This window comes from Phycicoccus mangrovi (assembly GCF_018729305.1).
In the GTDB taxonomy this organism is placed as follows: Bacteria; Actinomycetota; Actinomycetes; order Actinomycetales; family Dermatophilaceae; genus Phycicoccus; species Phycicoccus jejuensis.
Genome location: NZ_JAHHWP010000007.1, coordinates 71,990 through 93,848 on the forward strand (window position 1 = coordinate 71,990; position 21,859 = coordinate 93,848).

Consider the following 21,859-nt stretch of genomic DNA (forward strand, 5'->3'; position numbering starts at 1 on the left):
CCCGTGGACCTCCTGCGCCGCACCCTCACCACCCGGGGAGCCTCCTTCCTCGGGTGCGGGATCGTGCTCGTCGCGGCGGGCGTGCTCCTCGGCCAGCACGACGTCACGCGCATCGGCGTCCTCCTCCTCGCCCTGACCGCGGCCTCGCTCGTGCTGGTCCGCCGCCACGGGCTGCGCCTGGAGGTGACCCGCTCGGTCGAGCCGGGCCGGGTGGCCATCGACCAGCGCTCGGTCGTCACGCTGCGCGTGCGCAACCTCGAGCCCTCCCCCACCCCGGTGCTCATGGCCGAGGAGGGCATCGACTACGCCCTCGGCGACCGGCCGCGGTTCGTCGTCGCGTCGATGCGCGGCGGCACGACCCAGGAGGTGCAGTACAGCGTCCGCTCGCACACCCGGGGCGTCCACCGGCTCGGCCCGCTGCGGGTGCGGGTGCGGGACCCCTTCGGGCTGACCCTGCGCACCGCCGCGGTGAGCGGTCACGCGGAGGTCGTCGTCCTCCCCCGCGTGCTGCCGCTGACGGCCGGGCGCTCGCTCGGCCGGGGCATCGGCAGCGAGGGGTCGATCCCCCACATGGTCGCGCTGCACGGCGAGGACGACCAGACCATCCGCGAGTACCGCGACGGCGACGACCTGCGGCGCATCCACTGGCCCGCGACGGCTCGGACCGGGGACCTCATGGTCCGCCAGGAGGACCGCCCGGCGAAGCGGCGTGCGGTCGTCCTCGTCGACTCGCGCACGGCGGGGCACGGGGGCTCCGGCCGGTCGGGGTCGCTCGAGTGGGCGGTCACGCTCGCCGCGTCCGTCCTCGTCCACCTCGTCGACGGCGCCCACGCCGTCCACCTCCTCACCGCCGACCCGGGCGACGACACGGGGGTGCGCCACGACGACACGGTCGACGGCGGCCTCGACGCCCTGGCCCGGGTGGGCCTCGGCTCCGACGACGACACCCGGGCCGTGCTGCACGCGGCGAGCGGCCTGACCGGTCAGGGCGGGCTCGTCGTCTACGTCGGCGGCCCGCTGACCGACGACGACGCGCACACCCTCGCCGCCCTGCGCCAGCCCGGATCCACCGGGGTGGCCCTCGTCGTCGACCCGACCCGCTTCGGGCGCTCCGCCGGTGGCGAGCGCTCCACCGAGGGGGCCGAGGCGACGGTCGCCACGCTCCGGGGCTCCGGTTGGCTGGCCTCGCCCGCGGACGCCGGCACCGGTCCGGCCGAGGCCTGGTCCGCGACGGTCTCCAGCACGCTGGCGGGGGCCCGATGACCCGCGCCAAGCCGCTCGAGACCGCCCTCGTCGCCCTCACCGCGCTGGCGGTCACCCTGCCGCTCACCGACCTCTTCGCCCCCACGGGCGCCTGGCTGCGGCCGAGCCTCGTGCTCGTCCTGCTCGTCGCGCTGACCGGCGCGGCCCTGCGGGCGCTCACCGTCGCCCGGCCGCTCGTCGTCGCCGGGCAGGTCCTCGTGCTCACCGAGGCCGTGGCGCTGCTGCACGGCCAGGGGCACCTGTGGGGCGGTCTCGTCCCCACCCCCGAGACCGGCCGCGCCCTCGGCGTCCTCCTCGACCAGGCGTACGGCACCGTCACCGCGTACTCCGCGCCGGCGCCGTCCGACCGGGGCGTCGTCCTCGCCGTCAGCCTCCTCGTCGGCCTCGCCGCCCTGGTGACCGACGCCATCGCCGTCACCTACCGCAACCCGGCGCTCGCGGGCATCCCCCTCCTCGCCGCCTTCCTCGCGGCCGCGACGAACACCTACTCCGGCCTCGCGGCCTGGTACCTCCTCCCGCCGGCCGTCCTCTGGCTGGCGCTCGTGGGGCGCCAGGGCGTCCGCACGCTGCGCGCCTGGGGCGGGCTGGCGGCCGAGGGCCACCGCGACGCCGACCCCGGCGCCTCCTTCGCCACGACCGGGCGCGTCGTCGGCGCGCTCGCGCTGGCCGCCGCCGTCGTCGTCCCGGCGCTCGTCCCGCACCTGCCGACGACCTTCATCGCCGATGGCCTGGCCCGGGGCGACGGCCGTGGCAACGGCGGGGCCGTCCGGCTCTCGACGAGCATCGACATCGCCCGCGACCTCGCCGACCGCTCGACCGACCCGGTCATCACCTACCGCACCTCGGCCGACGAGCCCGAGCCGCTGCGCGTCGGGCTCCTCGACACCTACCGACGCGGACGCTGGGTCGACACCGACGACCCGGCGTACGTCCCGCCGGACGGGCAGCTGCCCGGGTCCGGGGCAGCGCCGGACGTCAAGCGGACGACCGAGCGCATCGAGGTCATCTCCTCGTCGGTCGCTCCCCCGCAGGTCGCCCTGCCCGCCAACCCGGTCGGGTCGCCGTTCGCGCCGGGCACCTGGCAGGTCACCTCGGGCGGCGTCGTGGAGCTGACCCAGCCGGTCGGCGAGTACACCGTCGAGTACACGAAGCTCGCGCCGGAGCCGGAGCAGTTCGGCTCGACGGTCGAGGGCGCCGCGCCGAACCCCGAGGACCTCGTCGTCGACCCGCGGGCGCAGTCCGCCGTGCGCGAGGTGCTCGACCGCGTCACCGCCGACGGCGACACCCCGCTCGAGGTCGCGACGGGCATCCAGGACTACCTGCGGGGTCCGGACTTCACCTACTCCGAGGACCTCGCCGAGGACACCGCCCAGGGGGCCGCCGCCGAGGAGCCGCTCGTGCGCTTCCTCGAGACCAAGCGCGGCTACTGCGTGCAGTTCTCCAGCGCGATGATCATGATGGCGCGCGAGAGCGGCATCCCGGCCCGGATGGCCGTCGGCTTCCTCCCCGGCACACCGGACGGCAGCGAGCGGGTCGTGCGCGTCAACGACGCCCACGCGTGGCCCGAGCTGTGGTTCCCCGAGCTCGGCTGGGTGCGGTTCGAGCCGACGCCCGGCGTGCGCAGCGGCCTGCCCCCCACGTGGACCCGCGACCGGACGGACGCGACGAGCACGGCGGCCCCCTCGGCCTCGGCCGGCGCGTCGTCGACCCCGTCCGCGTCGGCCGGCCCGTCGCGCGACGTCACGGCCGAGGACCCGCAGGACACGGGCTCGACCACGCCGTCCACCGGCCCGTTCGACCTCGTGCGCCGGCACCTGACCAGCGTGCTCGTCGTCCTCGGCCTCCTCCTGGCCGGCGCGCTGCTGCCGGTCGGCGCGTGGTGGTCCCGCCGGCGGGCACGCGCCCGGGCGCGTGACGACGCCGAGCGGGTCGAGGCGGAGTGGCGCTCGCTCCTCCTGCGGCTCGGCGACGTCGGCCTCGTGCCGACCGACGGCGCGACGCCGCGCCAGGCCTCGCAGCAGCTGGGGCGCGCCGCCTACCTCACCCCCGAGGAGGACGCGGCGCTCGACCGGGTCGTCGACGCGCTCGAGCGGGCCCGCTACGCCCGGCCCGGGGCGCCGGTGCCCGACGTCGCCGACGACGCCCGCACGGTGTGGCGCGCGGCGTTGGGCCGGCGCCGGCGGGGCGACCGGCTGCGGGCGCTGCTGCTCCCGGCCGAGGGGCGCCGCCAGTGGGCAGACGCCCTGCGCCTGCCGGGACGGCGCCGCGACGACGACGCCGCGCTCGACCGCGAGGACGACCGCACCCCGGTCGGCTGATCCTCGACCCCGTGCACACGACGACGGGGCCGCCTCCCGGGTGGGAGGCGGCCCCGTCGTCGTGGTGCGGCGGACCTCAGTCGAGGTAGTCGCGCAGCGCCTGGCTGCGGCTCGGGTGGCGCAGCTTGCTCATCGTCTTGGACTCGATCTGGCGGATGCGCTCGCGCGTCACACCGTAGACCTTGCCGATCTCGTCGAGGGTCTTCGGCTGGCCGTCGGTCAGGCCGAAGCGCATCGAGACGACACCGGCCTCGCGCTCGGAGAGGGTGTCGAGGACGCTGTGCAGCTGCTCCTGGAGCAGCGTGAAGCTCACGGCGTCGGCCGGGACGACCGCCTCGGAGTCCTCGATGAGGTCACCGAACTCGCTGTCGCCGTCCTCGCCGAGCGGGGTGTGCAGCGAGATGGGCTCGCGGCCGTACTTCTGGACCTCGACGACCTTCTCGGGCGTCATGTCGAGCTCCTTGGCCAGCTCCTCCGGGGTGGGCTCGCGCCCGAGGTCCTGGAGCATCTGGCGCTGCACGCGGGCGAGCTTGTTGATGACCTCGACCATGTGCACCGGGATGCGGATGGTGCGGGCCTGGTCGGCCATCGCGCGGGTGATCGCCTGGCGGATCCACCACGTCGCGTAGGTCGAGAACTTGTAGCCCTTGGTGTAGTCGAACTTCTCGACCGCACGGATGAGGCCGAGGTTGCCCTCCTGGATGAGGTCGAGGAAGAGCATGCCGCGGCCGGTGTAGCGCTTGGCGAGGCTGACGACGAGGCGGAGATTGGCCTCGAGGAGGTGGTTCTTGGCCTTCTTGCCGTCCTGGGCGATCCACCAGAGCTCGCGCTTGAGCTTCATGTCGATCTTCGCGCCGGAGTTCAGCTGCTCCTCGGCGAACAGGCCGGCCTCGATGCGCTTGGCGAGCTCGACCTCCTGCTCGGCGTTGAGGAGGGCGACCTTGCCGATCTGCTTGAGGTAGTCCTTGACCGGGTCGGCGGTCGCGCCGGCGGTGACGACCTGCTGCGCCGGGGCGTCGTCGTCGTCGTTGGTCATGACGAAGCCGGCGTCCTCGGTCTCGCCCTCCGGCTTGGCGGCCGTGGCCTCGCCCGACTCGTCGCTCGTCTCGTCCTCGGCGGCCAGCTCGTCCTCGAGGTCGACGGGAGCGTCCTCGGCGGGGGCGTCGCCGGCCGCGGCCTTCTTCGCCGTCGTCTTCTTCGCCGGCGCGGCCTTCTTCGCGGGGGCAGCGGCGGCGGACGCGGCCTTCTTCGTCGTCGAGGCGGCGGCGGCCTTCTTCGCCGCGCCGTCGGAGGCGGCCTTCTTGGCGGCCGGCTTCGCGGCGGCCTTCTTCGTCGTCGCCGTCGAGGTCTTCTTCGCGGTGCGGGTCGCGGCCGCGGCGACACCGGCGGTGTCGTCGTGGCGGACCTCGATGCCCTGGTCACCCAGGGCGCGCAGGACGACCCGACCGCGGGCCGGCGTGACGTCGGCGGCGCGCATCGCCTCGGCGACCTGCGTCCCGCTCACCGACCCGTTGGTCCGCCCCGCACGCACGAGGTTCTGGAGCGCCTCGTGGGCGAACTCGGGGGGGAGGGTGCTCGGTTCGGAGGGCTTCGAGGACACAGGCGACACCGACTACCTTTCGTCGCGGAGAACCGCTGGACCGGGACACGGAGGAGCCGGTGCTGCGGTGGTGAGGGTCCGGGGAGTGGCGCTCCGGCTGATCGGTTCGACCCCATCCGGCCCGGTGCGCTCTACCATTATAACTTTGCTCGGCCCCAACGCCCACATCCACCCGGTCGGTCGCCGGGACGACGCACCCCCGCAGCGCCCCTGCGGGCCCTGCGGCACAGCGGAACCGGGCCGGATCAGCCCTTGACGGCGAGCACCGCGCACGGCGCGTCGAGCAGGATGCGCTGGGCGTTGGACCCGAGGATCAGCTTGCCGACGGGCGTGCGCCGCCGCAGGCCGATGACGATGAGGTCCGCTCCGGTCTCGTTCGCCACCGCGATGAGGTCCTCCGCCGGCTCGTTCCCGCGCACGAGCTGGCGCACCTCCATGTCGGCGCCGGCGGCCGTCATCTCGTCGGTGGCGCGGCGCAGCTCCTCCTCGGCGGAGCGCGCGGTCTCGTCGTCGAGGCCTCCCCGGTGGGAGTTGATGACGACGAGTCGGCTCCCCCGCCCCTTCGCCTCCTCGACCGCGCGAGCCAGTGCGGCCCGCCCCTCCTTCGTCGGGACGAAGCCAACGACGATCGTCACGATGTCCTCCTCGGCGCTGCTGCGGTCAGTCAGTCGACCGTACCGCAGGGGGCGTCGGGTTCCGCCGCAAGCACGGCGCGGATGAGCGCCCCGACCTGCGCGACCTCCGTGAGGAACCCGTCGTGGCCCTGGTCGGACTCGATCGTGCTCGACCGGGTGCCGGGCCGGGCCCGCACGATGTCGTCCGAGAGGCGCACCGGGTAGAGGCGGTCGGTGCTGACCCCGGCGACGTGGAGCAGGCCCGGGAAGGCGCGCAGGGCGGCCGCGACCCCGCCGCGCCCGCGGCCGACGTCGTGGCTGTTCATCGCCTCCGACAGCACGAGGTAGCTGTTGGCGTCGAACCGGCGCGCCAGCTTCGTCGCGTGGTGGTCGAGGTAGCTCTCGACGTCGTAGCGCCCACCGCCGCCGAGCGGGTCCTCCCCGGCCCGTGGCCGGCGGCCGAAGCGCGCGTCGAGCTCGCTCTCGTGCCGGTAGGTCGTGTGCGCGATCCGCCGGGCGATGCCGAGCCCGGTGAGCGGGGCGCGGCCGGTGTCGTAGTAGTCGCCGTCCTGGTAGTCCGGGTCGTGCCGGATGGCGAGCAGCTGCGGCTGGCACCAGGCCACCTGGTCGGCCGTCGCGGCCGCGGTCGACGCGAGGACCAGGGCGCGCCGCACCCGCGCCGGGAAGGACGTCGCCCACTCGAGCGCCCTCATCCCGCCCATCGAGCCGCCGAGCACGAGGGCCCACGCGTCGATCCCCAGGTGGTCGGCGAGGACGGCCTCCGCCGCGACCTGGTCGCGGATGGTGACGAAGGGGAAGCGTCCGCCCCACGGCCGTCCGTCGGGTGCCGTCGACGAGGGGCCCGTGCTCCCCTGGCAGCCCCCGACGACGTTGGCGGCCACGACGAACCATCGGTCGGTGTCGAGCGGCGCCCCGGGGCCCACGAGCCCCGGCCACCAGCCCTCGGTGGGGTGCCCCGGCCCCGCCGCACCGACCACGTGGCTGTCGCCGGTCAGCGCGTGCTCGACGAGGACGGCGTTGTCACCGCTCGGGGAGAGGGTCCCCCACGTCTCGTAGGCGAGGGTCACCCCGGGCAGGACGCCCCCTCGCTCGAGCGGCAGGTCGCCGACCGACGCGAAGCGACGGTCGCCGACGGGGTCGCCGGGACGCCAGACGGCGCCCGTCGACCGGGTCGGGGTGGCGGTCATCGATGGGACTCCTCGGCACTCGCGCTTGCCGCGGGGGCTGCGCCGCGGCCGGGTCATCACCCGGGGCACCCCACCGCGAGGAGGGTTGCCGCCCAGCAAACCGGGGTTTGGCACTGGGACTCATGACCTGCCCCGATGGTACCGGGAGGCACCCGCGGACACCGGTGGTCGTCCGACAGCCGAACACCGCTCCCCCACCTCGCCCATGCGCGGTCACCCGGCCCGCCGCAGCCGCCCGGCCCCCGGTGCCGCCTCACCGGCCCGCGTCAGGGTCTCGGGACGCAGTCCGTGCTCGACGACCCCGGAGAGCAGCCGCGCGAGCCGGTAGCCCGGCTCCACGCGCAGGGCGCGCTCGAGGGCGGCTCGCGCCAGTGCGCCGTCGCCGAGCTGCCAGGCCAGCTGTGCCGCCGTCGTGCACACCGCCGCGGCGTCGTCCGGCCGCTCGTCGGGGACCGCGCGGGCCAGGGCCAGCAGGCGCTCGAGCAGCTCGCGGCGGCCCTCGACCTCGCGGTCCACGTGGGCCCACGTGCCCATCCCCGCCCAGCGCGGCAGGTGCCGCTCGAGGAGGGCGACCACCACCGCGTCGAGCAGCCCGCGGGGGACCACCCCCGGTGCGACCCAGGCGATCAGGGCGTCGCGCAGGCCGATGTCGCGCAGCCCCTCCACCGCCCGCGCGAGGACCTCCGGCGTGGGCTCGTGGCGACGCCGGCCGACCGCCTCCGGCCGGGCGAGGACGAGCGCCCAGGCGCGCACCGCCTCGCGCCGCACGCGGGCGCTGCCCCGGCGGGACCGGCGGTCGAGCGCCGGGAGCGGGAGCCAGGCTCCTACCGCCGACGCCTGCTCCGCGTCCGGGGCGACGAGGCCGTCGACCGCCGACCGGTCGGCCAGGGGCGCGAGGCCGCGGGCGACGAGCTCGGCGACCGCCGGCACCGCGTGCGGGTCCGGCAGCGGCACCCCCTCCGGAGGACAGCAGACGCGCTCGCAGACCGGCGAGTACCGCCGTCCCCCACGGACCACCGCGACGTCGGCCACCTCGGCGCCGTGCGACTCGAGCGCCTCGAGGAGGGCGAGCAGCAGCGGGTCGCTCGCGTGGGGCTCGTCCTCGTATCCGAGGAGGAGGACGGGTCCGTCGAGCTCACGCCGCACCGGACCCAGGAGGGCCTCGACCGTCTCGACCACGTGGTCCTCGGGTGGGAGGTCGACCCGGGCGGTGAAGTGCACCCGGCGCCGGCGGTCGAGGGCGACGACCACGACGCTGCGCGTCGGGTGGTAGCCGAGCTGGTAGGGCAGGACGGCGAGCAGCTCGTCGGGCCCGTGGACGGTCGTGGTCTCGCTCATGCGGCCACGCTGCCGCCCCGGGACCGGCCGCGACAGGGGGCGGCGGCGATCTGTGGACGACGCGCCGTCCGGGCCGCGCCTGTGGACGACCGGGACGCGCCGGACCCCGTGTCAGCGGACGACGTCCCCCGGCACCGTCTGCGGGCCGCGACCGGTCTCGCGCTCCCACTCGAGGAACTTCTCGGTCTCCTCGACGAGGGTCGTCGCGACCCAGCCCAGGACCATCGCGTCGTCGGCGAGGCCGAGCACGCCGAGGACCGCCTCGGGCAGCAGGTCGACGGGCGAGACGACGTACGCGGCTCCGGCCGCGACGAGGCCGAGCTTGCCCATCGAGGTGCCGGTGTACTCGCCGGAGCGGATCGCGGTCACCATCCGCGGGACGGCGGAGGCGCGCTCGCCGAGCGAGGGGCCGCCGTCCTTGGTCGCGAGGCGGATGGCGCGCCCGAGGGCGCCGACGTAGGCGAGGGTGCGGGCCTTGGCCATGGGTTCCTCCTGGGGTCGCTGGGGTCGCGGGTCAGGCCGGGCCGATGCGCCCGGCGACCGCCGGGAACTCGCGCTTGGCGTCGCTGGCGAGGCGGCGGAGCAGGACGACGTCGACCCCCGCGCCGACGACGCCGCCGACGACCGGGACGCCGCGGCCGAAGCGCGAGAGCACGCCCTTGCCCGAGCTCGCGACGAGCTTGAAGAACACGCCCTTCTTGACGACCATCGCGGCCGGGCCGGGCAGGCGCTGGGCGGCGAGGTTGGCGAAGCCGCCGACCGGGGCGGCGACCCCGGCCTTGGCGAGGAGGTCGTCGGCGTCGGCGCCGGCGAGGGTGAGCAGCACCGCGGCCCGCACCTGCGGCTGCGCGATGTCGTGGCCACGCACCCGGGCGATGGCCGCGGTCATCCGCGTGGCGAGGGCGTAGTACGCGACGACGTTGGCGGGCAGGGCGATCGGCAGCGTGACGAAGCCCCCGAGGCCGGTGACGAAGCCCTCGGCGCCGGCCAGCCGCAGGTGCGAGCGGACGATGCCGTCGACCGCCTTCTCGACGTCGCCACCGGCCGAGCGCAGCGCGGCGTCGGCGGTCTTCGCCGCGGAGTCGAAGGGCCCCCGACCGTCGATGCCGACGTCGAGGATCTGGTCGACGACGCGGACCGCCTGGCGCCCGAGGACGCCGTCGTCGGCCTTCGGGTCGTTGGCGCGCTCGAGCGCGGAACGGGTGTCGCTCACGGCGTCCTTGGTGGTGCGGCCTCGGTCGAGCAGTCCCACGCGTGGTCCTCCTGGTGCCCCGGGGCGGACCGTCGGGTCCGCGCGTGTCCGGCTCCCGTCATCCTGCCACGCAGGCCGCTGACCAGCGGGGTCCCGGTCCCCGTCATCGGTGACGGTGTCGGGCCGTACGCTCGGCGCCATGCTGACGGGCGAGTTGGCGGTGCTCGTGGCGGGCACCGGGGGCCGCGCCGCCGCCGTGCTCCACCGCGACCGCGTCGTCACGGTCCCCGCCGCGCGGGTCCCCGAGGTCGTCGGTCGGCTCGAGGCGGAGCACCACCCCCGGTGGGTGTGGTGGTCGGCGCGCGAGGCCGCGACCGGCGTCGTCACGGCCCGCGTGCACCTGGCCCGCGCCTGGGACCTCGCCGAGGCGCACCGGCTCCTCCACGGCGGGTGGGACGCCTCCCCCGCGCTGGTCTGGGCCGCCGCCCACGGGCTGTCCGCCGCCTCCGTCCCCGCACCGCCCGGGGGTGACCTCTTCGACCTCGTCGGCGCCGCCGACCTCCCGCCCGACGACGTGCTCGTCGACGCGGCCGGCCACCTGCGCGCCGACCACGAGCGCTGGCTCGAGGAGCCCGACCACCTCGCCGCGTGGGCGCGGGCCGCGCTCGACACCGCACGCCTCCAGCAGGAGCAGATGGCCTCGGTCTCGGCCCGGCTGGCCGCGACGACGGCCTCGGAGTCCGCCGCGGCCCTGCTCTGCCTCGAGCTCGAGCGCGACGGCCTCCCCCTCGACCGCGCGACGACCGAGGGCCTCGTCGCCGACGCGGCCGGTCCCCGCACGGTCGGTGACGCGGACGGCGTCGCGGCGCGCCGGGCCCGCGACGCCACCGTCCTGCGCCACGTGCCGGGCCGCGAGGGCACCGACCTGCGCAACCCGGTGGCCGTCAAGGAGATGCTCGCGGCCGTCGGGGTCGACGTGCCGAGCACGCGCAAGTGGGTCCTCGAGGCCTACAGCGAGGTCCATCCGGTCGTCGAGGCGCTGCTCGCGTGGCGGCGCGACGAGCGCATCGCCACGACGTACGGCTACCGCTGGCTCGACACGCACGTCGGGCCCGACGACCGGCTGCGCGGCCGGTGGACCGCCTGCGACGGCGCCGCCGGCCGGATGACCGCCGAGAACGGCCTGCACAACCTCCCGGCCGCGCTGCGCCCCGGCGTCGCGGCCCACCCGGGGCACGTCCTCGTCCGCGCCGACCTCGGGCAGGTCGAGCCCCGGGTCCTCGCGGTCGTCAGCGGCGACGCCGCCTTCGCGGCGGCCACCCGGGCCGACGACCTCTACGCCCCCGTCGCCCAGCGCCTGGGCTCCGAGCGGGCCGTCGCGAAGATCGCGGTGCTCGCGGCGATGTACGGGCAGCGCAGCGGCGCGGCCGGCGAGGCGCTCAAGGGCCTCGAGGCGGCCTACCCGGTGGCCATGGGGATGCTCGACCGCGCCTACGACGCCGGGCGCCGGGCTGCCCCGCTGCGCACGTACGGTGGGCGGCTGGTCCCCACCGCGCGGTTCGTGGCCGGCCGGCCACCGGGCGCGGACCCGCAGGTGGACGCGGCGAGGGGCCGTTTCGCGCGCAACGCCGTCATCCAGGGCTCGGCCGCCGAGCTCTTCAAGGCCTGGGCGGCCACGGTCCGCGCATCGGTGCGCGACCTCGGGGCGAGCGTGGTCCTCTGCCTGCACGACGAGCTGCTGCTCCACGTGCCCGAGCCGGCGGCGGCCGAGGCGTCGCGGCGGGTCGACGACGCCCTCACCGACGCCGCGCGCCGGTGGTCGGGCGGGGCGCCGGTGCGGTTCGTCGCCGACACCTCCGTGGTGCGGCGCTGGTCGGAGGCCAAGGACTGAGGCCGCCGGCCGACCGGGTCAGGCGGTCGGGCCCTGCGGGTCGTCCTCGTCGTCCGACACCGAGCGCAGGAAGTCCTCGAACTCGGCGCCGAGCTCGTCGGCGGACGGGATCTGTGAGGTCTCGGTCGCGAGCAGGCTCGGGCGCTCCTGGCCCTCGACAAACGCGTCGTACTGCTGCTCGAGCGCGGTGATGACCTGGCGCGCCTCGTCGCTGTTCGCGACCTCGGCCGCGATGGCCTGCTGGTTGACCCGGGCCCGCTCGACGAGCTCGTCGTTCGGCAGGTTGAGGCCGGTCGCGTCGGTGATCGCGTTGAGCGCGGCGAGCGCCCCCTCGGCCCACTCAGCGGTCGCGAGGTAGTGCGGCACGTGCACGGCGAACCCGAGGGCGTCCTGGCCGGCCTCGCCGAGGCGCAGCTCGAGGAGGGCACCGATGGACGCCGGCACCTGGACCCGCCCGAAGGGCGAGCGGGCCTCGCCGATCAGCGCGTCGTCGGTGGCGTGCGCCGTCATCCCGACCGGACGGGTGTGCGGCACACCCATGGGGATGCCGTGCGTCGTGACGACGAGGGAGACGCCGAGCATCGCGATGAGCTCGCGGATGGCCTCGACGGTGCGCTCCCACTGGTAGTCGGGCTCCGGCCCGGTGAGCACGTAGTACGTCTGCCCGTCGCGGTCGGTGAGCCGGTGCAGGAGCATCGCCGGGTCGTCGTACTCCGTCCAGCGGCTGGTGTCGAAGACCATCATCGGGCGGCGGCCGCGGTAGTCGAGCAGCTGGTCGACGTCGAACGAGGCGACGACCTCGGGGTCACCGGTCTCGAGGAGGTGCGAGCCGAGGGTCTCCTGGACCTGCCCGGCGTCGACGAAGCCGCCGAGCAGCACGAGGAGGACGCCCGGGCGGGGGGCGTCGACAGCGGTCTCGAGGCGGTACAGGGCGGACGGGTCCATCACGGGAGAAGCCTTTCACGGTGGTGCGTCGTCAGGGTGGAACGTCCGGCCGGGGCGGCGGATTCCCCCGCCCGCGCCGGCCGGGTCACTCGGCGACGGCGGCGATGGCCCGGCGCACGCGCTTCTCGGAGACCGAGCCCTTCGTGCCGAGGCTCTGCGCGAAGAGGCTGACCCGCAGCTCCTCGACCATCCACCCGATGTCGGCGACCTCGGGGGCGGCGCGGCGGGCGGCGGGCAGCGACTCGAGGAGGTCGGCGTAGGCGGACTCGACCGCGTCGACCTGCTCCTGGAGCACGGGCTCCCGTGCGTTGCCGGCCGCACGCTCGAGACGGTGCTGCGCGGCCCGCAGGTAGCGCTGGAGGTCGGCGAGGCGGGCGACCCCGGTCGCGGCGACGAACCCCGGGCGGACCAGCCCGTCGAGCTGGGCCCGGACGTCGGCGCGGGCCGCACGGGTCGACGCCGCGGCACTGCCCGCGGCGAGCGCGTCGAGGGTGCGCCGCACCTGCGCGGCGAGGACGAGCACCGGCTCGACCGCCTCGACGACGGCCAGCACCCGGGTCGCCGCGTGGGTCCGGACGGCCGCGAGCGCCGCCTCGAACGCCTCGGGGGTGCGGACCGGGCCGCGGACGTGCTCGGTGACGAGGTCGTCGACGGCGGCGTCGAGGCAGTCCTGGAGCAGCGCCGGCACCGACCCGTGCGGGTTGTCGGCGAGCGCGAGCTTCTGGGCGTTGCCGAGCCGGCCGAGCACCCGCTTCCACGGCGCCGTCGTGTTGAGGAGGAGCAGGCGCCGGACGCCCGCGCGGTGCGCCGCCGCCGCGGACCCGGCATCGGGCAGGACGCGCAGCCCGACCGAGGCCCCCTCGTCGACGAGCGCGGGGAAGCCGACGACGGTGAGCCGCCCGGCGCGCCCCTCGAAGGTCTCGGGGATGGTGCCGACGGCCCACGTCGTGAGGCCGGAGCGCTCGATCGACGCGCCGGCGCGGGCCATCCCCTCGCGCACCGCTCCCCCGGCCTGCTCGCGCAGCGCGTCGAGGTCCTTGCCGGCGGCGACGACGCGACCGCCGGGGCGCTCGACCGAGAAGGTGACGCGCAGGTGGTCGGGCACGCGGGCGAGGTCGAACTCGGCCGGGTCGACGCGGATGCGGGTGCGCTCGAACAGGACCCGCGCCAGCTCCTCGACCATCGAACCGCGCGCGGGGTCCATCTCGCGCAGGGCCGCGGCGGCGTGGTCGGGCGCCGGGACGAAGTGCACGCGGGTGGCCTTCGGCAGCGAGCGGACGAGCGCGACCGCGAGCTCGTCGCGCAGCCCGGGCACCTGCCAGTCGAACCCGTCGGCCGTGACCCGGTTGAGCACGGCGACCGGGACGTGCACCGTCACGCCGTCGGCGGCCTGCCCGGGCGCGAACTGGTAGGTGACGTCGAGCGCGAGGTCGCCCTGGCGCCACGTGCGCGGGTAGTCGCTCGCCGAGACCGACTCCCCCGCGTCGGAGGTGAGCACGTCCTCGGTGAGGTCGAGCAGGTCGGGGCGGCGGCGCCGCTCGCCGCGCCACCAGCGGTCGAAGTGCCGCTCGGTGACGACGTCCGGCGGGATCCGGCTGTCGTAGAAGGCGAAGACGATCTCGTCGTCGACGACGATGTCGCGACGACGCGCCCGCTCCTCGAGCTCGGCGACGCGAGCGAGGGTGCGCTGGTTGCGTTTCCAGAAGTCGTGCACCGGCTCCCAGTCGCCCTCGACGAACGCCGACCGGACGAAGATCTCGCGCGCGGCCTCGGGGTCGATCCGGGCGTACTGGACGGTGCGGTCGGTGACGAGCGGTACCCCGAACAGCGTCACGCGCTCGGTCGCGACGGCGGCGCCGGCCTTGCGGCTCCAGCGCGGCTCGCTGACCGTGCGCGTCACGACGTGCTTGCCGGCCTCCTCGGCCCACTCGGGGTCGATGGTGGCGACGGTCCGCGCCCACAGCCGCGAGGTCTCGACGAGCTCCGCGGCCATGACGTACTCGGGCTTGCGGCGGAAGAGGGTCGAGCCGGGGCTGATGCCGAACCGGGCTCCGCGGGCGCCGAGGTACTCGCGCTTGACCTCGTCGCGCACGCCCACGTGCGACAGCAGGCCGGCGAGGAGCGCCTTGTGCACGGTGTCCCAGTCGGGGTCCTCACCCTTCGCGGCCGTCGCGAGCTCGGGGTCGATGCGGGCCTGCCGGGTCGCGCGCCGCAGCTGGGCGTGCAGGTCCTGCCACTCGCGGATGCGCAGGTAGTGCAGGTACTCGTTCTTGCACATCCGCCGGAACGCGCTGTGCGAGAGGTCCTTCTGCTGCTTCTTGAGGTAGGTCCAGAGGTTGAGCAGCGCGGCGAAGTCGGACCGCTCGTCCTTGAAGCGCGCGTGCTGCTGGTCGGCCTGCGCCTCCTTGTCCACCGGCCGCTCGCGCGGGTCCTGGATCGACAGGGCGGCGACGAGCACGAGCACCTCGCGGGTGCAGCCGAGCCGGCCGGCCTCGACGACCATCCGGGCCAGGCGCGGGTCGAGGGGCATCCGGGCGAGAGTGCGGCCGGTGGCCGTGAGCCGGCGGGCCCGCCCGCGGTGCCGGCCGGGGCCGCGCTCATCGGTGGAGAACGCCCCGAGCTCCTCGAGCAGGCGCACGCCGTCGGCGACCTGGCGCGCGTCCGGCGGGTCGACGAAGGGGAAGCGCGCGACGTCGCCGAGGCCGAGCGAGGTCATCTGGAGGATGACGGCCGCGAGCGACGTGCGCTGGATCTCGGGCTCGGTGAACTCGTCGCGCGCCTCGAAGTCCTCCTCGGAGTACAGACGGATGCAGACGCCGGGCGCGACACGGCCGCAGCGGCCCGCCCGCTGGGCGGCGCTGGCCCGGCTGACCGGCTCGATCGGCAGCCGCTGCACCTTGGTGCGCTGGCTGTAGCGGGAGATGCGGGCGGTGCCGGTGTCGACGACGTAGCCGATGCCGGGCACCGTGAGCGAGGTCTCGGCGACGTTGGTGGCGAGGACGATCCGGCGCCCTCCGCCGCGGCGGAAGACCCGGTGCTGCTCGGCCGACGACAGCCGGGCGAACAGGGGCAGCACCTCGGTGCCCGGCAGCTTCAGGGCGTTCAACGCATCGGCGGCGTCGCGGATCTCGCGCTCCCCCGAGAAGAACACGAGGATGTCGGTCGCGTCCGGGGCGGGCGGCGCCTCGGTCCACAGCTCCTCGACGGCCTGCACGACCCCGGTCACCTGGTCGCGCTCCTCGACGACGTGCGTGCCGTCCGGGGTCGTCTCGACGAGCGGGCGGTAGCGGACCTCGACGGGGTAGGTGCGCCCGGACACCTCGAGCACCGGCACCTCGCGGACGACCTCGCCGCGCTCGTCGGTGCCGAAGTGCCGGGCGAAGCGCTCGGGGTCGATCGTCGCCGAGGTGACGACGACCTTGAGGTCGGGGCGCCGCGGCAGCAGCTGCTTGAGGTAGCCGAGGATGAAGTCGATGTTGAGGCTGCGCTCGTGCGCCTCGTCGATGATGATCGTGTCGTACCGGCGCAGGTCGCGGTCGCGCTGCATCTCGCTGAGCAGGATGCCGTCGGTCATCACCTTGACCCGGGTCGCGTCGCTGCTGTGGTCGCCGAAGCGGACCTGGTAGCCGACGGTGCCGCCGAGCTCGACCTCCATCTCCTCGGCGATGCGCTCGGCGACCGACCGGGCCGCGATCCGCCGGGGCTGCGTGTGCCCGACCTGACGGCCCCCGGCCCCGCGGCCGAGCTCGAGGCACATCTTCGGGAGCTGGGTCGTCTTGCCCGACCCGGTCTCGCCCGCGATGACGACGACCTGGTGGTCACGCAGGGCCGTGAGGATCTCCTCGCGGGCGGCGACGACGGGCAGGTGCTCGGGGTAGTGCAGCTCCGCCGCGGCGACCGCCTCGAGCGCGGTCTCGGTGCGGGCGGGCATGCCCGACAGGATAGGTCGCCCTCACCGCGGGCTCCGACCGGACGTCCCCTGTCGCTGCGGTGCCCGCTCCCCCGGGACGACGTGCGGCAGCGCCTTCCCGGAGGCGTGCAGGCTCACCCCGGCGGTGTAGAGGCCGACCGTCTGCCCGCCACCGGCCCGCACGAGCCGCAGCTCGCGTCCCGTGGCGGCCACCCTCGCCCGGACCGCCCGGACACCGGCGGCCCGCAGCCGCGCCGCGGCTCCGCCCGCGGGCACCGGCGCGGATGGCGCCGTGCGGGCGACGGCGGGAGGCGCCAGCAGGAGCCGGACCCGGGCGTCCCGCAACCGCGTCCGGGCCGCGTCGGTGGCCCCGAGCAGGAGCCGCTCCCGGGTGCCGAGCGTCCGGGCCACGGCCACGCCGTCCGACCCCACGACGGTCCGCGCCGTCGCCGCCCTGGTGAACGACTGCCCCGCGAAGCCGAGGGCCCACGCGCCGGCCGCGACCCCCACCTCCCGGACGCTCCCCTCCCGGTAGCCGACGAGCAGGACGCCGTCGGCGACGGTCCCGACGCCCTCGCCGACGAACCCGGCGGCCGCGAGCGGCGGGGCGACCCGCGTCGGCAGCGCGGCGAGCATCCCGACCCCGTGGCCGACCGAGCTCGCCTGCCGCAGGCCGCGGTAGAGGACCGAGTCGCCGATGTCGTCGTCGGCGAGCGCACCGAGCACGGCGGCGCAGCGGGCGTCGGCGGCGCGCAGCCGGTCGAGGGCCGCTGCGTGCGCGGCCTCGGCGCGCAGGACGGTGGCCATCTCGTCCTGCTGCGCCCGCCGGACCCCGAGCAGCACCGGGTCGGCCTCCGTGGCACCCGCCTCGACGAGGGCGACGGCGCGCTGCTCGAGCAGCCGGTAGGCGTCCCACGCGTCACCGTGCGCCGTGACCGCGTGCTGGGCGACCGCCTGCTCGTCCTCGAGCACCGCCGCGTAGGTGCGCAGCGGCGCCACCGCGCCGAGGAAGCGGTGCGCGGCCCGGTCCAGGACGGTCGGCGCCGTCGTGATGCGCGCGCCGAACGCCTCCCCGGCCGGGCCGTCCCAGACCGCGCCGTCGCGCAGCCGGGCGAGGTCCGCCGCCGTGTCGGCCAGCCGGTGGCCGGTCACCTCGCACGCCCGCGCGACCGCCCGGACCCCGGCGGCCGAGCCCTCGACGGGACCGAGGGACGTCACCACGTCGGGCCTCCCCCGAGCCGGCGCGACACCCCCGCCTCGGTGTCGAGGTACGCGCCGCCCGCGGACCCCGCCGCCTCGCCGAGGACGGTCAGGGCGTCGGCCACCCGCAGCCGCGCGTGCCGCCACGCGCCGAGCAGCTCCTCGGCCGCGGCGCCCGACCGGCCCGGCCCGAAGGCCCAGCGGTCGGCCGCCGGGTCGCCCATGAGCGTGAGGGCCTCGGCCAGCCCCACGAGCTGCTCCCCCACCTGCAGGACGGTCCTCGCGTCCACCCGGTACGTCGTCATGCCCCGACGCTAGGCCGGGGCGGCGTCCCGCCCGCCGGGTTATCCACAGGCCCCGACGGGCGGGAGGGTCGCTCAGCCCTGCGTGGCCGCGACGAGCTCCGGCGCCGCGTCCCCGGAGCCGTCACCGGCCGCCGCGGCGAAGCCCGCGTCGAGGTCGGCGAGGATGTCGGCGACCGACTCGATGCCGACCGCGAGGCGCACGAGGCCGGGCGTGACCCCGGCGGCCAGCCGGTCCTCGTCGCCGCCCTGGCTGTGCGTCGTCGACGCCGGGTGGATGGCGAGCGAGCGCACGTCGCCGATGTTCGCGACGTGGCTGTGCAGCGACAGGCCCTCGACGAAGCGGCGCCCGGCCTCGATGCCGCCACGGATCTCGAAGGCGAGCACCGCCCCGGCGCCCAGCGGCGCGTACTTGTCCGCGAGCGCCTTGCCGGGGCTGCTGTCGAGCGAGGCCCACCGCACCGACTCGACCTGGGGGTGCTGCTCCAGGTGCTCGGCGACCCGGCGGGCGTTCTCGAGGTGCCGCTCGAGGCGCAGGCTGAGGGTCTCGATGCCCTGCCCGATGAGGAAGGCGTTGAACGGCGAGACCGCGGCGCCGAGGTCGCGCAGCAGCTGCACGCGCGCCTTGAGGATGTAGGAGAGGTTCGCGCCGAAGGGGCTGCCGACGCCGAGGTCGGGGCCGAAGCGCAGCCCGTGGTAGCTCTCGTCCGGGGTGTTGTAGTTGGGGAAGCGCTCCGGGTCCGTCGTGTAGTCGAAGGTGCCGCCGTCGACGATGACGCCGGCGATGGACGTGCCGTGCCCGCCGAGGTACTTCGTCGCCGAGTGGATGACGACGTCGGCGCCCCACTCCAGGGGTCGGATGACGTACGGCGTCGCGATGGTGTTGTCGACGACCAGCGGCACCCCGACCTCGTGGGCGACCGCGGCGACGGCCTCGATGTCGAGGACCTCGGCCTTGGGGTTGGCGATGGTCTCGCCGAAGAACGCCTTGGTGTTCGGGCGCACCGCGTCCCGCCAGGCCTGGGGGTCGGTGTGGTCCTCGACGAAGGTGACGTCGACCCCGAGCTTGCGGAAGGTGAACTTCAGCAGGTTGACCGTGCCTCCGTAGAGGGCCGCGCTGGAGACGATGTGGTCACCGGCCTCGGCGATGTTGAGGAGGCCGAGCGTCGTGGCGGCCTGCCCGGACGCCACGAGCAGGGCCCCGACCCCGCCCTCGAGCGCGGCGATGCGCTGCTCGACGGCGTCCTGTGTCGGGTTCATGATGCGCGTGTAGATGTTGCCGAACTCGCGCAGCGCGAAGAGGTTCTCGGCGTGCGCGGTGTCGTTGAAGACGTACGACGTCGTCTGGTAGATCGGCAGGGCCCGGGCGCCGGTGGCGCTGTCGGGCTGCTGGCCGGCGTGCACCTGGCGGGTCTCGAAACCCCACTGGGACGGGTCGGTCATCGGTTCGCTCCTGACTCGTGGGTGCGACCGACCGGCGGGCCGGGCGCACGCGGACGTGTGCTCGGCGGGGTGCCCAGGGGCTCCCGCGCTTGCGTGCGACGGGTGCCGCACGCCTGGTCCTCACCCGGGGCACCCCACCGCGGAGGAGGGTTGCCGGCCAGCGAGCCGGGGCTTGGCGCTGGCGCTCATGACCTGCCGTCAGGATACGCACGGGCCGGCCCGCGGTCAGCCCCCTCCCCCGCCCCGTCTCACCCCGCGAACGGGGCAGGATGACCCCATGACCTTCCACGCCGACGAGTACAAGGCCGCCGCGGGCCGCTACCGCGCCGGGATGCCCTACCGACGCACCGGCCGCTCCGGCCTCGACCTCCCCGCGATCTCGCTGGGCCTCTGGCACAACTTCGGCGACGACGTGCCGCTGGAGCGCCAGCAGGCGATCCTGCGCCGGGCGTTCGACCGGGGCGTCACCCACTTCGACCTCGCGAACAACTACGGCCCGCCCTACGGCAGCGCCGAGCGCAACTTCGGGACGCTGTTCGCCCGCGACTTCCGCCCCTACCGCGACGAGCTCGTCATCAGCTCCAAGGCGGGCTACGACATGTGGCCCGGCCCCTACGGCCAGGGTGGCGGCTCGCGGAAGTACGTCACCGCGTCGGCGGACCAGTCGCTGCAGCGCACCGGCCTCGACTACTTCGACATCTTCTACAGCCACCGCTTCGACGAGACGACCCCGCTCGAGGAGACCTGCGGGGCGCTGGACTCCCTCGTGCGTGCCGGCAAGGCGCTCTACGTGGGCATCTCGTCCTACTCGGCGCAGCGCACCCGCGAGGCCGTCGAGATCCTCCGCGCGATGGGCACGCCGCTGCTCATCCACCAGCCGTCGTACTCGATGCTCAACCGCTGGATCGAGGAGGAGGGGCTGCTGGACGCCCTCGGCGAGACCGGCGTCGGCTGCATCGCGTTCTCCCCGCTGGCGCAGGGGATGCTGACGAACAAGTACCTCAAGGGCATCCCGGAGGGGTCGCGGGCCGCCCAGGGCAAGTCGCTCGACCCGGCGCTGCTCACCGACACCGCGCTCAAGCACATCCGCGCGCTGGACCGGCTGGCGAAGACGCGCGGCCAGACGCTCGCGCAGATGGCCCTCGCGTGGGCGCTGCGCGACCCGCGCGTCACCTCCGTGCTCGTCGGTGCGAGCTCGGTCGAGCAGCTCGACGACAGCCTGGACGCCGTCAAGAAGCTGCGCTTCACGAAGGACGAGCTCGCGAAGATCGACAAGCACGCCCAGGACACGGGCATCAACCTGTGGAAGACCTCGAGCGACAAGTGAGTTGAGAGACGACATGAGCGACGACTACATCCCCTCCCCCTCTGACTGGGTCCGCGAGCAGGTCGAGAAGATCGACGAGACCGGCGACACCCGCTCGGTCAGCGTCATGGACCGCCCGGTCGTCATGCTGACGATGCGCGGCCGCAAGACCGGCGCGGTGCGTAAGGTGCCGCTGATGCGCGTCGAGCACGACGGCACGTACGCCGCCGTCGCGAGCAAGGGCGGGGCGGCGGAGCACCCCGTCTGGTACGGCAACCTCCTCGCCGACCCGCACCTCACGCTCCAGGACGGCACCGAGTCCTGGCCGGCCGTGGCCCGCGAGATCGACGGTGCCGAGCGCGAGGAGTGGTGGGAGCGCTGCGTCGCGGCCTACCCGCCCTACGCCGAGTACCAGACCAAGACCGACCGCCTCATCCCCGTCCTGCTCCTGGAGCGCACGGACGCCTGAGGCACCCTCGTCGTCCCGGCCGCCGGTTCAGTCGGCGGTCGGGGCGACGTTGTCGTCGTGGGCGACGTTGTCGGCCCGGGCGCCGCGCTCGACGCGGCGGAACCACAGCAGGCCGAGCACCGGCAGGACGAGCGGGACGAACCCGTAGCCCTGGCCGAAGTGCGACCAGACGGTCTTGTCCGGGAACGCCGACGGGTCGAGGTAGGACGCGAGCCCGACGAGCAGCACGCCGGCGAGCTCGACCGCGCACGCGACGATGCCGACGCGCACCCAGCGCCCGCCGCGGGCGAGGCACCACGTCGCGAGCAGGTACACGACCGCCGCGAGCGCCGACAGGACGTACGCCAGCGGGGCACGGTCGAAGTACTCCGAGATCTGGAGCACCGACCGGCCGGTGGCGGCGAGCGCCAGCACGCCGTAGACGACGACGAGCAGCACGCCGGGGCCGCCGAGGGCCCGGCGGTCGCGCGGGGTGGGGTCAGTCATAGGACATCCAGATCTGGGCGAGCCGGGCGGACATGACACCGACGGCGAACGCGCCGACCGCGATCGAGCCCATCGCCCAGCGGGACTTCTCCTTGATGGCGAGGAACGCCGTGCCCGGGGGGATCACCGGCAGGCTCACGAGGTAGGCGATGAACGTCGCCCGCTCGGCCGAGTCGGTGACGTGCCCGCTCCCGATCAGCCCGCCGACGAGCACGACGAGCAGCGCCAGCTCGAGCAGCCCCGCGATCCCGAGGAGCAGGTCGTCGATGAGGCGGTCCCGGACGGCGTAGACGACCGCGGCGCCGCAGAGGACCACCGAGAGGCCCACGACGACGTACGTCAGCGCTGCGATCACCGGCTCATGCTAGACGGGC

At 75.3% G+C, this 21,859-nt stretch carries 18 protein-coding genes and 2 riboswitches; of the genes, 5 read left to right on the forward strand and 13 right to left on the reverse strand.

Annotated features, from left to right (window positions below):
* Positions 1-3: 3 nt before the first annotated feature.
* Positions 4-1,263 (forward strand): DUF58 domain-containing protein, encoded by a 1,260-nt coding sequence (locus tag KMZ30_RS04525; protein ID WP_215511393.1) that lies wholly within the window; start codon positions 4-6, stop codon positions 1,261-1,263.
* The gene (locus KMZ30_RS04530) at positions 1,260-3,581 is read left to right on the forward strand and encodes a transglutaminase TgpA family protein (protein ID WP_215511392.1); all 2,322 of its coding nucleotides are present in this window, start codon (positions 1,260-1,262) and stop codon (positions 3,579-3,581) included. The genes KMZ30_RS04525 and KMZ30_RS04530 overlap by 4 nt, the downstream gene beginning before the upstream one ends.
* A gap of 76 nt (positions 3,582-3,657) precedes the next feature.
* Here KMZ30_RS04530 and KMZ30_RS04535 read toward each other — a convergent pair whose 3' ends face one another.
* The 6 genes from KMZ30_RS04535 to KMZ30_RS04560 all read right to left on the reverse strand — a co-directional run bounded on the left by KMZ30_RS04535 (position 3,658) and on the right by KMZ30_RS04560 (position 9,593).
* Positions 3,658-5,181 (reverse strand): RNA polymerase sigma factor, encoded by a 1,524-nt coding sequence (locus KMZ30_RS04535; RefSeq protein ID WP_308279539.1) that lies wholly within the window; start codon positions 5,179-5,181, stop codon positions 3,658-3,660.
* 245 nt (positions 5,182-5,426) lie between these two features.
* Positions 5,427-5,816, reverse strand: coding sequence for a universal stress protein (locus KMZ30_RS04540; protein WP_215511391.1), 390 nt, complete (start codon positions 5,814-5,816; stop codon positions 5,427-5,429).
* A 29-nt stretch (positions 5,817-5,845) separates the two neighbouring features.
* Positions 5,846-7,003 (reverse strand): homoserine O-acetyltransferase MetX, encoded by a 1,158-nt coding sequence (gene metX / locus KMZ30_RS04545; RefSeq protein ID WP_215511390.1) that lies wholly within the window; start codon positions 7,001-7,003, stop codon positions 5,846-5,848.
* A 16-nt stretch (positions 7,004-7,019) separates the two neighbouring features.
* Positions 7,020-7,131: riboswitch (SAM riboswitch) on the reverse strand.
* An 85-nt stretch (positions 7,132-7,216) separates the two neighbouring features.
* Positions 7,217-8,341 carry a DUF4192 domain-containing protein gene (locus tag KMZ30_RS04550; RefSeq protein WP_215511389.1) on the reverse strand — a complete coding sequence of 375 codons (1,125 nt, stop codon included), beginning with the start codon at positions 8,339-8,341 and terminating at the stop codon, positions 7,217-7,219.
* Between the two features lie 111 nt (positions 8,342-8,452).
* Positions 8,453-8,824 carry a YkvA family protein gene (locus tag KMZ30_RS04555; protein ID WP_030528140.1) on the reverse strand — a complete coding sequence of 124 codons (372 nt, stop codon included), beginning with the start codon at positions 8,822-8,824 and terminating at the stop codon, positions 8,453-8,455.
* A 31-nt stretch (positions 8,825-8,855) separates the two neighbouring features.
* The gene (locus tag KMZ30_RS04560) at positions 8,856-9,593 is read right to left on the reverse strand and encodes an EcsC family protein (protein WP_308279538.1); all 738 of its coding nucleotides are present in this window, start codon (positions 9,591-9,593) and stop codon (positions 8,856-8,858) included.
* A gap of 139 nt (positions 9,594-9,732) precedes the next feature.
* On the opposite strand from KMZ30_RS04560, the gene KMZ30_RS04565 reads away from it, so the two are divergent.
* Positions 9,733-11,424, forward strand: coding sequence for a DNA polymerase (locus tag KMZ30_RS04565; RefSeq protein WP_215511387.1), 1,692 nt, complete (start codon positions 9,733-9,735; stop codon positions 11,422-11,424).
* An 18-nt stretch (positions 11,425-11,442) separates the two neighbouring features.
* On the opposite strand, the gene KMZ30_RS04570 is transcribed toward KMZ30_RS04565, so the two are convergent.
* The 5 genes from KMZ30_RS04570 to KMZ30_RS04590 all read right to left on the reverse strand — a co-directional run bounded on the left by KMZ30_RS04570 (position 11,443) and on the right by KMZ30_RS04590 (position 19,224).
* Positions 11,443-12,369: a proteasome assembly chaperone family protein gene (locus tag KMZ30_RS04570; RefSeq protein WP_207021948.1), complete on the reverse strand. Its 927-nt coding sequence runs from the start codon at positions 12,367-12,369 to the stop codon at positions 11,443-11,445.
* Positions 12,370-12,454: 85 nt separating this feature from the next.
* On the reverse strand, positions 12,455-16,300 hold the full coding sequence (gene hrpA / locus KMZ30_RS04575) for an ATP-dependent RNA helicase HrpA (protein ID WP_215511386.1): 3,846 nt from the start codon (positions 16,298-16,300) through the stop codon (positions 12,455-12,457).
* A gap of 21 nt (positions 16,301-16,321) precedes the next feature.
* Positions 16,322-17,497 carry a hypothetical protein gene (locus KMZ30_RS04580; RefSeq protein ID WP_215519863.1) on the reverse strand — a complete coding sequence of 392 codons (1,176 nt, stop codon included), beginning with the start codon at positions 17,495-17,497 and terminating at the stop codon, positions 16,322-16,324.
* On the reverse strand, positions 17,494-17,784 hold the full coding sequence (locus KMZ30_RS04585; protein ID WP_215511384.1) for a hypothetical protein: 291 nt from the start codon (positions 17,782-17,784) through the stop codon (positions 17,494-17,496). The genes KMZ30_RS04580 and KMZ30_RS04585 overlap by 4 nt, the downstream gene beginning before the upstream one ends.
* Positions 17,785-17,856: 72 nt before the next feature.
* Entirely contained in the window at positions 17,857-19,224 is a 1,368-nt protein-coding gene (locus KMZ30_RS04590) for a bifunctional o-acetylhomoserine/o-acetylserine sulfhydrylase (protein WP_215519864.1), read from the reverse strand.
* An 80-nt stretch (positions 19,225-19,304) separates the two neighbouring features.
* A riboswitch (SAM riboswitch) is annotated at positions 19,305-19,417 on the reverse strand.
* Between the two features lie 84 nt (positions 19,418-19,501).
* On the opposite strand from KMZ30_RS04590, the gene mgrA reads away from it, so the two are divergent.
* Complete coding sequence (gene mgrA, locus KMZ30_RS04595) at positions 19,502-20,551, forward strand: L-glyceraldehyde 3-phosphate reductase (RefSeq protein ID WP_215511382.1); 1,050 nt, start codon at positions 19,502-19,504, stop codon at positions 20,549-20,551.
* 13 nt (positions 20,552-20,564) lie between these two features.
* Positions 20,565-20,999 carry a nitroreductase family deazaflavin-dependent oxidoreductase gene (locus tag KMZ30_RS04600; protein ID WP_215511381.1) on the forward strand — a complete coding sequence of 145 codons (435 nt, stop codon included), beginning with the start codon at positions 20,565-20,567 and terminating at the stop codon, positions 20,997-20,999.
* A 27-nt stretch (positions 21,000-21,026) separates the two neighbouring features.
* Here the strand turns inward: KMZ30_RS04600 and KMZ30_RS04605 are convergent, their stop codons facing one another.
* Complete coding sequence (locus KMZ30_RS04605; protein WP_215511380.1) at positions 21,027-21,485, reverse strand: hypothetical protein; 459 nt, start codon at positions 21,483-21,485, stop codon at positions 21,027-21,029.
* Positions 21,478-21,840, reverse strand: a complete 363-nt coding sequence (locus KMZ30_RS04610) for a hypothetical protein (protein ID WP_215511379.1) — start codon at positions 21,838-21,840, stop codon at positions 21,478-21,480. The genes KMZ30_RS04605 and KMZ30_RS04610 overlap by 8 nt, the downstream gene beginning before the upstream one ends.
* Positions 21,841-21,859: the final 19 nt, after the last annotated feature.

Coding starts and splice junctions, on each gene's coding strand:
- metX (WP_215511390.1), bottom strand. CDS start 7,003: ATGACCGCCACCCCGACCCGGTCGACGGGCGCCGTCTGGCGTCCCGGC.
- KMZ30_RS04590 (WP_215519864.1), bottom strand. CDS start 19,224: ATGACCGACCCGTCCCAGTGGGGTTTCGAGACCCGCCAGGTGCACGCC.
- KMZ30_RS04565 (WP_215511387.1), top strand. CDS start 9,733: ATGCTGACGGGCGAGTTGGCGGTGCTCGTGGCGGGCACCGGGGGCCGC.
- KMZ30_RS04530 (WP_215511392.1), top strand. CDS start 1,260: ATGACCCGCGCCAAGCCGCTCGAGACCGCCCTCGTCGCCCTCACCGCG.
- hrpA (WP_215511386.1), bottom strand. CDS start 16,300: ATGCCCGCCCGCACCGAGACCGCGCTCGAGGCGGTCGCCGCGGCGGAG.
- KMZ30_RS04555 (WP_030528140.1), bottom strand. CDS start 8,824: ATGGCCAAGGCCCGCACCCTCGCCTACGTCGGCGCCCTCGGGCGCGCC.
- KMZ30_RS04550 (WP_215511389.1), bottom strand. CDS start 8,341: ATGAGCGAGACCACGACCGTCCACGGGCCCGACGAGCTGCTCGCCGTC.
- KMZ30_RS04605 (WP_215511380.1), bottom strand. CDS start 21,485: ATGACTGACCCCACCCCGCGCGACCGCCGGGCCCTCGGCGGCCCCGGC.
- mgrA (WP_215511382.1), top strand. CDS start 19,502: ATGACCTTCCACGCCGACGAGTACAAGGCCGCCGCGGGCCGCTACCGC.
- KMZ30_RS04600 (WP_215511381.1), top strand. CDS start 20,565: ATGAGCGACGACTACATCCCCTCCCCCTCTGACTGGGTCCGCGAGCAG.
- KMZ30_RS04570 (WP_207021948.1), bottom strand. CDS start 12,369: ATGGACCCGTCCGCCCTGTACCGCCTCGAGACCGCTGTCGACGCCCCC.
- KMZ30_RS04585 (WP_215511384.1), bottom strand. CDS start 17,784: ATGACGACGTACCGGGTGGACGCGAGGACCGTCCTGCAGGTGGGGGAG.